This is a genomic window from Methylobacterium radiodurans (assembly GCF_003173735.1).
Classification (GTDB): Bacteria; Pseudomonadota; Alphaproteobacteria; order Rhizobiales; family Beijerinckiaceae; genus Methylobacterium; species Methylobacterium radiodurans.
In genome coordinates this window covers 2050198-2062500 of record NZ_CP029551.1, presented here as the reverse complement: position 1 = coordinate 2062500, position 12303 = coordinate 2050198, and the positions used below count along the sequence as shown (strand labels likewise).

Below are 12303 nucleotides of genomic sequence, written 5' to 3'. Positions count from 1 at the left end.
AACTGTCGGAAGAAGCGTCGGCGCCCGGGTCGCTCTCGCGGCCGGCGCCGATGAGCGGTGTCTACGCATGCCCAGCCGCCCCGTCAACACCCGGCACGACAAACATGGGAAAATCCGCGACGGACCCACGGTGGCCGCCTAGGACCAACGTCGTCGATCAGGGGCCCGATCGGCGGCGGCACCATATCGCCCTCTCACAGCCAGGTTGCGGGGGCGGGGCGACTCTCGCTGCATTCGCGTTTCGCGGCCCGATCGCGTATAGGGGGGCTCACATCCCATTCGAGACGAAGATCATCGAGCCATGGCGACGGCGTCGTTCGACACCGCCCGGCGCGCGGCCAGCGCCGTTTCCCCGATCGAGAAGAGCCCGGACTTCCGGCCCGAGGGCCTGCCTGGACGGCCGGTCTCGCTCGTCGGTCTCACGCGGGCCGAGCTGAAGGAGAAGCTCCTCGCCATCGGCGTCGCCGAGCGCGAGAGCCGCATGCGCGCGGGTCAGATCTGGCACTGGGTCAATTTCCGCGGCGCCACCGACTTCGACGCGATGACGAATGTCGGCAAGGGGCTGAAGGCGGAGCTTGCCCGCGCCTACACGCTGGACCGGCCGGAGGTCGTCAACCAGCAAGTCTCGCGCGACGGCACCCGCAAGTGGCTGCTGCGCATGGCGCCGACCGGCAAGCACGACCACAACCGCGGCGCCGAGATCGAGTGCGTCTACATCCCCGGCCCGGATCGCGGCACGCTCTGCGTGTCGAGCCAGGTCGGCTGCACGCTGACCTGCTCGTTCTGCCACACCGGCACGCAGCGCCTCGTGCGCAACCTCTCGGCGGCCGAGATCGTGTCGCAGCTCGTCGTCGCCCGCGATCAGCTCGGCGACTGGCCGGGTCAGATCCCCGGCAAGGACGCCGCGAGCGAGGCCAGCCGGCTCGTGACCAACATCGTGTTCATGGGCATGGGCGAGCCCCTGTACAATCTCGACAACGTGCTCGACGCGCTCGGCGTGATGTCGGACCAGGAGGGCCTCGGGCTCTCGCGTCGGCGCATCACGGTCTCGACCTCGGGCGTCGTTCCACAGATCGAGCGACTGGGTGCCGAGGGGAACGCCATGCTGGCGATCTCGCTGCACGCGGTGCGCGACGACCTTCGGGACGAGCTGGTGCCGCTGAACCGCAAGTACCCGATCGCCGAGCTGTTGAAGGCGTGCCGCGACTATCCGGGCCTCAGCAACGCGCGGCGCATCACCTTCGAGTACGTGATGCTGAAGGGCGTGAACGACTCGGATGCCGATGCGCGCGAGCTGGTGAGGCTGCTCAAGGGAATCCCGGCCAAGATCAACCTGATCCCGTTCAATCCCTGGCCCGGCAGCGCCTACGAGTGCTCGGACTGGGACCGGATCGAGCGCTTCTCAGACATCGTGTTCAACGCGGGCTACGCCTCGCCGGTGCGCACGCCGCGGGGCCGGGACATCCTGGCGGCCTGCGGCCAGCTCAAGAGCGAGACCGAGAAGCTGCGCGCCCGCGCCCGCATGCTGATGGAGGACGGCCTCGGCGCCGAGGGCTTCTACGCCGCCCCGGAAGCGAACGACTAGGTCCCGGGATCCCAAAGGGCCTGAGGCGTGTAGCCCCAGAATTGGCTCCTGCGGCCCGGCAAAGCCGGGTCGAAGGAGCCAAATGCAGGGCTCTGCCCTGCACCCGCGAAAGGCCTCAGGCCTTTCGAAACCGGGACTTTGCCGCGCGTCAGATCACACCGTCGGCGCGGAGCGCGTCGATCGTGGCGCCGTCGTAGCCGAGTTCCGCCAGGATCGCCGCGCTGTGCTCGCCGAGCGCCGGCACCGGGTCGAGACGCGGCGCGTAGGCCGCGGTCCGGCCGGGCGGCAGCAGCGTCGGCAGGGGGCCGACCGGCGAGCCGATCTCCCCGAACTGCCCGCGAGCGTGCAGCTGCGGATGCGCCCAGAGATCCGCCATCGTGTTGACGCCGGCATTCGCGATGCCGGCCGCGTCGAGCCGGACCATCACCGCCGCGCGGTCGAGCCCTGCGAAGGCCTCCTCGATGGTGGCGGCGAGCTCGGCCCGCGCAGCGCTGCGCCGGGCGTTCGAGCTGAAGCGCGGGTCCGCGATCAGCTCCGGCCGCTCCAGCACGCGGGTGCAGAACAGGGCCCATTCGCGCTCGTTCTGGAGGCCCAGCATCACGGTGCGCCCGTCGCCGGTCGGGAACGGGCCGTAGGGATAGATCGTTGCGTGCGACGCGCCCGCCCGCGGCGGCGGCTCCGCCCCCTCGAAGGCGTAGAGGAGCGGGTAGCCCATCCACTCGGCCATGCATTCGAGCATCGAGATGTCGTAGCGGGCGCCCCGGCCCGTGCGCTCGCGCTGGATCAGCCCGGCCATCACGCTCTGGAGGGCGTACATGCCGGCCGCGATGTCGGCGATCGAGTTGCCGGCCTTGGCGGGCGCGTCCGGGCCGCCGGTGACCGACAGGAAGCCGCCCTCCGCCTGGATCAGCAGGTCGTAGGCCTTCTTCTCGCGGTAGGGCCCGTCGTCGCCGTAGCCGGAGATGTCGCAGACGACGATGCGGGGGTTCTTCAGCGAGACCGCCTCGTACGAGAGGCCGAGCCGGGCGGCGGCACCGGGGGCGAGGTTCTGCACCAGCACGTCGGCGCGCTCGACCAACCGGTCGAGGATCTCGGCGGCCCGCGGCGCCTTGAGATCCAGCGTCAGACTCTCCTTCGAGCGGTTGGTCCAGACGAAGTGCGAGGCCATGCCCCGCACCCGCTCGTCGTAGGCGCGGGCGAAGTCGCCGGTGCCGGGACGCTCGATCTTGATCACCCGTGCGCCGAGATCGGCGAGCTGGCGGGTGCAGAACGGGGCCGCGATGGCGTGCTCCAGCGAGAGCACGGTGATGCCGTCGAGGGGACGGGGCTTCGCGTGCGCGCTCATGCGAAGCTCGCCTGCATGCCGACGCGGCCATCCGCAGTGAGCGTCCAGGCCTCTCCCCTCCCCTCCCCCATCATGCGGGCCGAGACGGTGAGGGGGGCGCCATCGATGACCGGGGTGAGCCCGCGGAAGCGGAAGGTCTCAGGAATGCGACCCGCGAGCCGGGCGGCGAGGTGGAGGAGCCACGTCGCCTGGAGCGGCCCGTGCACCACGAGGCCCGGATAGCCCTCGACCTCCAGCGCGTAGGTCCGGTCGTAGTGGATGCGGTGGCCGTTGAAGGTGAGCGCCGAGTAGCGGAACAGCTGGGTCGGGCCGGGCTCGACGGTCTCGGAGAGGTCGGCCTGCGGCACGCCGCCCGCGGCCTCGAGTGGCTGGCCGGTGCGGCCCGGCGTCATCTCCCGGTAGACGATGTCGTGGCGCTCGGAGACGGCTGGGCCGCGCGCCGTCTCGAAATCGTGGTGGACCGCGACGAAGCAGAGCGGACCGGTGCGCCCGTGCTTCACCTGCACGTCGCCGATGCGGGAGATGCGCCGCACCCGGTCGCCGACGCGAAGCGGATCGCGGTGGACGATCTCGCCGCCCGCCCACATCCGGCGCGGCAGCGGCACTGGTGGCAGGAAGCCGCCGCGGGCCGGGTGGCCGTCGGGGCCGAGTTCGTGCAGCGGCCGGATCGGGGGCGAGAGGCACCAGTGGATCGCCAGCGGCGCGACCTCGCCGGGCTCGGGCACGCCCGGATCTTGGTCAAGCGTCGCACGGAAGGCCCGGACCGTCTGCTCGGAGAGCTGGTCCTCCGCGGTCTCGGTGCGGCCGATCCACCCGCGCAGGTGGTCGAGGTCGAGGGGGCTGGCGTCCATCGGGCTCATTCTGGCGGGGCTCGCGATCCGCGCGACCTTGTCACACCGGGCGCGCCGCGCCCAAGACGGCTTTCTTCTCGCACCCATAAGGCGGTGCTATGCGGCGGGTCTCCCCGCCTGGCTGCCGGACGACACGTGCCATGGACCTGCGCCAGCTCCGCTACTTCGTCGCCATCGTCGAGCAGGGCTCGTTCTCGCGGGCCGCCGAGGCGCTGCGGGTGGCCCAGCCGGCGCTCAGCCAGCACATGCGCCACATGGAGGCGGAACTCGGGCTGCCACTGCTGCACCGGGGCCCGCGCGGCGCGGTGCCGACGGAGGCCGGCTCGCGGCTCCTCACCCATGCCCGCGCCATCCTCGACCGCTTCGCGGAGATCCCCGACAGCGTGCGCGGGGCGGACCGGCCAGTGACGGGAGACGTCCGCATCGGGTTGCCCGGCACGGTCAGCGAAATTCTGTCGGTACCGCTGATCGAGCGGGTGCGGGCCGAGCATCCGGGCATCCGGCTGCGCGTGGCTGAGGCGATGAGCGGCTACATCCTCGACTGGCTCAACCGCGACGCCGTCGATCTCGCGGTTCTCTACAATCCGGCAGCGCCGAAGGGCCTCGTGCTGCGCCACGCGCTCACCGAGGAGCTGTGCCTGTTCGCGCGCGCGCCGGGCGCGGAGCCGGGCGCGGATCTGCCGGACGGTCCGGTGCCGCTGGCGCGCGCGGCCGCCCTGCCCCTGATCCTGCCCGCCCTGTCGCACGGCCTGCGCGACCTGATCGAGGAGGCGGCCCAGGCGGAGGGCGCCGCCGTGACGCCCGGCATCGAGATCGACTCCTACGCGCGCATCAAGGAACTCGCCGCGCGGGGCCACGGCTTCGGGATTCTGCCCCGAGCGGCGGTCGCTGCGGAGCTGGCGGCCGGCCGCTTCCGGGCTTGGCCGATCGGCAGCCCTCCCCTGCGGCGGAGGATCTACCTCGCCCATGCGGCCGACCGGCCGCTCTCGGCGGCCGCAGCGGCGGTGTCGTTCCTCGCCTGGGACCTGCTGGGCGATTTGGTGCGCTCAGGGGTCTGGCCGGCCGAGTTGGCGGGGTAGCGGCGGTCCTGCCAGACCAAGCATCGCCGACGCCGCCGCGATGCAACCGCCCCATGCGGTGAGGGGCATGGTGCCCAAGACCGAAAGCGGGTATTAGACTCAACTCCGCAACACGATTCGAGACCGCTTCGTCCGCGACCTGAGCGCGCCGTCACGCGCCCGTCCGGCCCGGTCGTGAGAGCCTGACTTTGCCGTTTCCCCATCTGCCCGCCGCTATCGCGCGGGCGCTCGACGAGCGCGGCTACGCCGAGCCGACCCCGGTGCAGAGCGCCGTCCTTGAGGCCGCCGGCGCGGGCCGCGACCTCCTCGTCTCGGCCCAGACCGGGTCGGGCAAGACCGTGGCCTACGGGCTGGCCATGGCCGGCACGCTGCTGGGCGAGGCGGAGACGCTGCCGCCGGCGGGCGCCCCGCTCGCACTGGTGATCGCGCCGACCCGCGAACTCGCCCTCCAGGTCCAGCGCGAGCTGTCCTGGCTCTACGCCCCGGCCGGCGGCCGCGTCGTCTCCTGTGTCGGCGGAATGGATCCGCGCCGCGAGGCCCGGATGCTCGCCGACGGCGTCCACATCGTCGTCGGCACGCCGGGGCGCCTGCGCGACCATCTGGAGCGCCGCAACCTGCATCCCGAGGCGCTGCGCACCGTCGTCCTCGACGAGGCCGACGAGATGCTGGATCTCGGCTTCCGCGAGGATATCGAGTTCATCCTCTCGGGCACGCCCGCTGAGCGCGCGACCTTCCTGTTCTCGGCCACCCTGCCGCGGGACATCGAGGCGCTGGCCGAGCGCTACCAGCGCGACGCGCTGCGCCTCGCGATCAAGAGCGAGGTGCGGGGCCACGCCGACATCAGCTACCGGGCGATCCGGGTGGTGCCGCGCGAGATCGAGCACGTGGTGCTCAACGTGCTGCGCGAGGCCGACGCGCCGACCGCGATCGTGTTCTGCAACACCCGCAACGCGGTGCGCCATCTCCAGGCGAGCCTGACCGAGCGCGGCTTCTCGGTCGTCGCGCTCTCGGGCGAGCTCGGCCAGGGCGAGCGCAACGCCGCCCTCCAGGCGCTACGCGACGGGCGCGCCCGGGTCTGCGTGGCGACCGACGTGGCGGCCCGCGGCATCGACCTGCCGACGCTGAGCCTCGTCATCCACGCCGACCTGCCGCACGATGCCGAGGTGATGCAGCACCGCTCGGGCCGCACCGGCCGCGCCGGCCGCAAGGGCGTGAGCGTCCTGCTGGTACCGAACGCCCGCCGCCGCCGGGCCGAGCAGATGCTGGCCATCGCCAAGGTGACGCCCGAGTGGATGGGCCCGCCCACCGCCGACGAGATCCGCCGGCTCGACGGCGAGCGCATGCTCGCCGACCCGCTCTTCAGCGAGCCGCCGGGCGAGGAGGACGTGGCGCTGGCCGAGACGCTGCTGGCCGAACGCAGCCCCGCCGAACTCGCGGCCCTGCTGGCGCGGGTGTACCGCACCCGCCTGCCGGCGCCCGAGGACGTCACCGATCCGGGCGACCGGGGTGGCCGCGCGGTCACGGGCCGCGCGGCCTATGACCCGATGGACGCCGAGCGCATCGCCGCGATGGGTCCGGCCGTATGGTTCCGGCTCAATCTCGGCCGGCGCGACAACGCCGACCCGCGCCGCCTGCTGCCGCTGCTGACCCGGCGCGGCAAGGTCGACCGCGAGGTGATCGGCGCCATCCGCATCTTCGAGCGCGAGACCAAGTTCGAGATCCGCGGCGGCGCGGCCCGCCAGTTCGCCGAGGCCTTCGCCCGCAACGGCTCGCCGGAGATCCAGGTGGAGGCGCTCGGCAACGAGGGTGCGCCGCCGCCGCGGGACTTCAAGAGCCCCCGCGCGACCAAGCACAGCCGTCACGTCGAGCGGGGTGCCGAGCATCCGGCTGGGGCCAAGCCCCACCGCAAGGGCAAGGTCGCCCGCGCGCCGCAGCAGCAGGGCTGAGGCCGCCGCTTCTCCGCCGTCTCCCCCTTCTCCCCGCTGGGGCGGGCCGGAAGGGGGAGACGACAGGCTCAGCTCTTCAGCCGGTAGCCTGTGCGGAAGATGTAGGTCACCGCGCCGAGGCAGAGGACGAGGAACAGCATCGTCATGCCGAGGCTCGCGGCGATGCCGATGTCGGCCCGGCCGAAGAAGCTCCAGCGGAAGCCGCTGATCAGGTAGACGACCGGGTTGGCGAGGCTCACCGTCTGCCAGAAGGGCGGCAGCATCTCGATGGCGTAGAAGCTGCCGCCCAGGAAGGTCAGCGGCGTGATGATGAGGAGCGGCACCATCTGCAGCCGCTCGAACCCGTCCGCCCACAGGCCGATCACGAAGCCGAACAGGCTGAAGGTGACCGCGGTCAGGAGCAGGAAGGCCAGCATCCAGAACGGGTGCTCGACCCGCAGCGGCACGAACAGCGCCGCGGTCGCCAGGATGATCAGCGCGATGATGATCGCCTTCGAGGCCGCCGCGCCCACGTAGCCCAGCACCACCTCGACCGGCGAGATCGGCGCGGACAGGATCTCGTAGATCGTGCCGGCGAAGCGCGGGAAGTAGATGCCGAAGGAGGCATTGGTGATGCTCTGGGTCAGCAGCGAGAGCATCATCAGGCCCGGCACGATGAACAGGCCGTAGGGTACCCCGTCGACCGTGTTCATGCGCGCGCCGATCGCCGCGCCGAAGACCACGAAGTAGAGCGAGGTCGAGATGACGGGGGCCAGGATGCTCTGCGTCGCGGTCCGTAGGAAGCGGTGCATCTCGAAGACGTAGATCGCCCGGACCGCAGGCCAGTTCATGCCATTCATGGTTCAGGCGCGCTCCCGCATCAGCCCGACGAAGATGTCCTCCAGCGAGCTCTGCCGCGTCTGGAGGTCGGTGAAGCTGATCCCGGCCTGCGTGAGATCGTTGAGGAGCCGGGTGATGCCCGTGCGCTCGGCCTGGCTGTCGTAGGTGTAGACGAGTTCCCGGCCGCCCGCGCCGAGTTCGAGGCCGCGATCCGCGAGCGTCTCCGGCAGGACCATCAGCGGCTCCGCGAGCTGGAGGTTGAGCTGCTTGCGGCCGAGCTTGCGCATCAGCTCGGCCTTCTCCTCGACCAGGATGATGCGCCCTTTCCGGATCACGCCGATCCGGTCGGCCATCTCCTCTGCCTCCTCGATGTAGTGGGTGGTCAGGATCACCGTGACGCCCTGGTCACGCAGCCGCCGCACGAGGCGCCACATGTCCTGGCGCAGCTCCACGTCCACGCCCGCCGTCGGCTCGTCGAGGAACAGGAGGCGCGGCTCGTGGGAGAGCGCCTTGGCGATCAGCACCCGCCGCTTCATGCCGCCCGAGAGCTGCATCATCCGGCTGTCGCGCTTCTCCCAGAGCGAGAGATCGCGCAGCACCCGCTCGATATGGGCGGGGTCGCGCCTCAGCCCGAACAGGCCGCGGGTGAAGCTGACCGTCTTGATGACGGTCTCGAAGGCGTCGGTGGTCAGTTCCTGCGGCACGAGGCCGATCGTGGCGCGCGCCTGCCGGTAGTCGCGGGCGATGTCGTGCCCGTCCACCGTGATCGTGCCGCCGCTCGGCGTGACGATGCCGCAGATGATGTTGATCAGCGTCGACTTGCCCGCGCCGTTCGGCCCGAGCAACGCGAAGATCTCGCCGCGGGCGATCTCCAGGTTCACGTCCGCGAGGGCCGATAGGCCGGAGGCGTAGGTCTTCTGGAGATTCTGGATCTGGAGAATCGGCGGCATCGCGGTCAGCGTTTCGAAGTCGGCGCCGAGGTAGCGCAGGGTTGCCCCGGTGGCGACCGCGCGGGCCGCGATCCGGTCACGGGATGGTCCGTCGCGTGCCGAACGGCACATCGGGGGCGGGATTATTCTCTCAACCCGATGGCCGCCCGAGCTTCAGACCGGTGCGAGACCGACCGCCGCCAGCGCCGCGGCGACCTCCGCCTCGTCGAGGGCACGGATCACCGGCCCCGAGGTCCAGACCAGATGCGGCCGGATCGCGTGGCCCGGATAGATCCGGGCGAGCAGGCTCGCGTAGAGCGCGATCTGACCGGCCTCAGCCTCCGGCAGGGCGTCGCCCTCCGGCGGGCGGCCGGTCTTGAAGTCGCAGAGCCAGACCGTGCTGCCTGCCGCCGCGAGGCGGTCGACCCGGCCGAAGACAGGCCGCTCGACGCCGCCGACCACGACCCGGCCCGACAGGCTCACCTCCGCCCGCGCGGTCGGGGCGAAGAGCGGCGCGAGGTCCGGATCCTCGATCACCCGGAGTGCTGCGCGCACGATGCGCTCGCGCTGCGGCTCGGGCAGGGCCGGCGCGCGGGCGCCCACATAGGTGCGGGCCGCGGCCCGGCGCTTAGCCGGCTCCAGCCGGGGCAGGTGCTCCAGGAGAGCGTGGATCAGGATGCCGCGGCGTCGCGCCTCGGCATCGGCCTGCCGCGGCGGGATGAGGCGCTGGCCGTCCGCCGCCTGCATCGCGCCCGAAGGGCTGAGCGGCGGGAGCGCCTCCGACTCGGCCGGGACCGGCGCGTGCAGCCAGACCGGAACCGCGGGCGGCTCGGGCGCGGGCGGGCTCTCGGGCGAGGCCTCGCCCGCCGCTTCCCCGTCGTGCCAGAGCGTGACGGGACCGTAGGGCGTCTCGCGCGCCTCGCCCTCGCCCAGAGCCCGCTCGAGCCCAGCCCGGATCATCCGGCACCACGCGGCCTCGGTCTCGCGCTCGTGGCCACGGTAGGGCGCGATCACCAGCCGGTCGGCGGCCCGGGTCATCGCCACGTAGAGCAGGCGGTTGTGCTCCTCGCGGGCCCGCGCCTGGAGGGCGGCTCGGGCCCGGCCGAGCGCGGCGCAGTCGTAGGCGCGCGCCCCCGACCAGACCGGCGGCAGCGCCTCCTCCTCCGCCATCGGCAGGAGCGGCGGGTCGTTGCGGCCGAGCGGCTCGCAGCCGTCGATCACCACCACGACCGGCGCCTCCAGGCCCTTGGCGCCGTGCACGGTCATCACCCGGACCTCGTCGCGGCCCGATTCCATGTCGCGCTTGACCGTGTGGCCCTCCGCCGAGCCGTGGTAGCGCGCCAGGAAGCCACCGAGCGAGGGCGCGTCGAGGCCCTGCTCGGCCTGGGCGGCGGCGGCCAGAAAGACGTCGATGGCATCGCCCGCCTCGCCACCAAGCCGGGCGACGAGCTTCGCCCGCCCGCCGCGCGGCCCGAGCAGCAACGCGTAGAAGCCGAACGGCCCCTCGGCGCCGGCGAGCCGGATCCACGAGGCCAGCGCATCCCGCCCGCGGATCGCAGCCAGGTCGCCGGCCTCCGCGCGGCGCTGGAGCGCGTCCTCCAGGGTCTCGGCGAGGTCGCGCCGGGCGGCGATGCGCACGAGGTCGTCGTCGTCGAGCCCCACCAGCGGCGTCTTCAGCGCCACCGCGAGGGTCAGGTCGTCGGCCGGCAGCAGCCCGGCGCGGCCGACCGCCACGAGGTCGGCCACCGCGATGTGGGCGGCCACATCCAGCCGGTCCTGGCCGGCCACCGGCACGCCGAGGCCCTTGAGCGCGCGGATCACCTCCTCGAAGGCGGCGCCGCGCTTCCTCACGAGCACCAGGATCTCGCCCGGACGCCAGACGCGGCCCTGCGCGTCGCCCGCCGTGGTCCAGGTGCGGATCGCGCGGGCGATGCGCCGTGCCGTGAGAAGCGCGGGCGCTCCGGCCTCCGGCGCGTCCACGGGCGCCGCCCAGGCGTCGGGCTCCTCCTCCTCGGCGGGCTCGGCGATCGGCCAGAGCTCGACGGCGCCGGGGGCGGTGGGCCGGGCGCTCGCGTGCACGGTGCCGATCGCCGCGTCGCCGAAGGCGAGGCCGCTGTAGTGCTCAGGGACAGCGAAAACCGCGTCGACCGCGCGCAGCACCGCGCGGGTCGAGCGGAAGGAGAGCGTCAGCGGCACGTCCTCGAAGACGAGCTCGGCGCTTCGCGCCTCGCCCACCCAGGCGAGCCGGGTCGCAGCGAATTCGCGGGGGTCGGCACCCTGGAAGCTGTAGATCGACTGCTTCGGGTCGCCCACCGCGAAGCGGGTGCGGTTGAGGGCGCGCGCGCCCTCCCCTACCGCGAACTCGGCGGTGATGCGGCGCAGGATCTCCCACTGCTGCGGGTTGGTGTCCTGCGCCTCGTCGATCAGCACGTGGTCGACGCCGCGGTCGAGCTTGTACAGAACCCAGCCGGCGCCGACCCGCTGCAGCAGGTCGAGGGTCTTGTGAATCAGGTCGTCGAAGTCGAGCGCGCCGAGCCGGGCCTTCTGGGCCTCGACCCGGCGGTGGATCTCGGCGGCGAGCACGAACAGGGCCCGGGTGCGACCGTGCGCGCGGGCGGCGCGCAGGCGATCGAACAGCGGCACGAGGCGGTCGCGCTCGGCGAGCATCGCGGCGCGCACCGGCTCCGGGACGGCCTTGGTGCCGAGGCTACGATCGGCCTTGGGCAGGTCCTTCTCGGTGAAGAAGACCCCGCGATAGAGGTCGAGCGCGCCTTCTGTCTCACGGGCGGTGCGGGCGGCTTCGAGCGCGTCGGCCAGCCCCTCGTCGGTCTTGGCGCCGGTGCGCAGGCCCGCGATCAGCTCGGCGAGGTCGGCGGCGCAGCCGTCGAGGATCACGGCCTCCAGGCTCTCGTCGGTCTCGCCGGCTGCGAGTCCGAGTGCCCGGTGCAGGCGCTCGAAGCGCGCCTCCAGCCCGGCCGCGTCGCCGAGCACCGCGCGGGCCGCCATCGCGCCGCGGATCGCACGGCGCAGCGCGTCACCCGTCGCCTCGGGGGCGACGCGGGCCAGCGCCTCGCTTAAAGTGGGGTTCCCCGCCACCGCATCCGCCAGCACGTTGGCGGTCTCGACCTCGAAGGCCTCGCGGGACTGGGTGTCGTCGAGCACCACGAAGCGGGCCGGCACGTTCGCCTCGAAGGGGAACATGTGCAGCAGGCGCTCGCAGAGGGCGTGCAGGGTCTCGATCTTCAGCCCGCCCGGGGTCTCGACCGCGCGGGCGAAGAGGCGGCGGGCCGCGTCCAGCCGCTCGCGCGAGGCGCGCTCGCCGGTCAGGCGCTCCAGCTCCTCGCCGAGCGCGGCGTCGTCGAGCGTCACCCAGCGCCCGAGGCGCTGGAACACCCGGATCGACATGTTGGCGGCCGCCGCCTTGGTGAAGGTGAGGCAGAGGATCCGCCCCGGTGCCGCACCGTCGAGGAGGAGGCGCACCACCCGGTCGGTGAGTACCTTGGTCTTGCCCGCGCCGGCGTTGGCCGAGACCCAGGCGGAGGCGCGCGGGTCCGCCGCGCGGCGCTGGTTCGCCTCGGTGATGGCGTCGACGACAAGGCGGTGCAGCGTGGGCGCCTGGGCGTTCATCGTGACGGGCTCGCAAGGGTACCGAAGGCGGGCGCATGAAATGCGCCGTTCGCCCTCCCCCCTCTGCGGGGGAGGGTGGCCCTCGCGTCAGCGAGGGTCGGGAGAGGGGAGCGACGGCACCG

Annotated in this window: 8 protein-coding genes; 3 read left to right on the top strand and 5 right to left on the bottom strand. The window is 72.6% G+C overall.

Going from position 1 to position 12303, the window contains the following annotated elements; all coding sequences use genetic code 11:
* Window positions 1-301 precede the first annotated feature (301 nt).
* Window positions 302-1585, top strand: coding sequence for a dual-specificity RNA methyltransferase RlmN (gene rlmN, locus DK427_RS09385; RefSeq protein ID WP_109951034.1), 1284 nt, complete (start codon window positions 302-304; stop codon window positions 1583-1585).
* A 148-nt stretch (window positions 1586-1733) separates the two neighbouring features.
* On the opposite strand, the gene DK427_RS09380 is transcribed toward rlmN, so the two are convergent.
* Together DK427_RS09380 and DK427_RS09375 are read right to left on the bottom strand one after the other, a co-directional pair.
* Window positions 1734-2930: a CaiB/BaiF CoA transferase family protein gene (locus tag DK427_RS09380; protein ID WP_109951033.1), complete on the bottom strand. Its 1197-nt coding sequence runs from the start codon at window positions 2928-2930 to the stop codon at window positions 1734-1736.
* A complete protein-coding gene (locus DK427_RS09375; protein WP_109951032.1) occupies window positions 2927-3781 on the bottom strand; it encodes an HTD2 family dehydratase in 855 nt (284 codons plus the stop codon). The genes DK427_RS09380 and DK427_RS09375 overlap by 4 nt, the downstream gene beginning before the upstream one ends.
* A gap of 140 nt (window positions 3782-3921) precedes the next feature.
* On the opposite strand from DK427_RS09375, the gene DK427_RS09370 reads away from it, so the two are divergent.
* On the top strand, window positions 3922-4860 hold the full coding sequence (locus DK427_RS09370; RefSeq protein WP_109951031.1) for a LysR family transcriptional regulator: 939 nt from the start codon (window positions 3922-3924) through the stop codon (window positions 4858-4860).
* Between the two features lie 188 nt (window positions 4861-5048).
* Window positions 5049-6806 carry a DEAD/DEAH box helicase gene (locus DK427_RS09365; protein ID WP_109951030.1) on the top strand — a complete coding sequence of 586 codons (1758 nt, stop codon included), beginning with the start codon at window positions 5049-5051 and terminating at the stop codon, window positions 6804-6806.
* Window positions 6807-6874: 68 nt separating this feature from the next.
* Here the strand turns inward: DK427_RS09365 and DK427_RS09360 are convergent, their stop codons facing one another.
* The 3 genes from DK427_RS09360 to addA all read right to left on the bottom strand — a co-directional run bounded on the left by DK427_RS09360 (window position 6875) and on the right by addA (window position 12181).
* Window positions 6875-7636: an ABC transporter permease gene (locus DK427_RS09360; protein ID WP_109951029.1), complete on the bottom strand. Its 762-nt coding sequence runs from the start codon at window positions 7634-7636 to the stop codon at window positions 6875-6877.
* 12 nt (window positions 7637-7648) lie between these two features.
* Window positions 7649-8575 carry an ABC transporter ATP-binding protein gene (locus DK427_RS09355; RefSeq protein WP_109954080.1) on the bottom strand — a complete coding sequence of 309 codons (927 nt, stop codon included), beginning with the start codon at window positions 8573-8575 and terminating at the stop codon, window positions 7649-7651.
* 153 nt (window positions 8576-8728) lie between these two features.
* Entirely contained in the window at window positions 8729-12181 is a 3453-nt protein-coding gene (addA, locus tag DK427_RS09350; protein ID WP_109951028.1) for a double-strand break repair helicase AddA, read from the bottom strand.
* Between the last annotated feature and the right edge of the window lie 122 nt (window positions 12182-12303).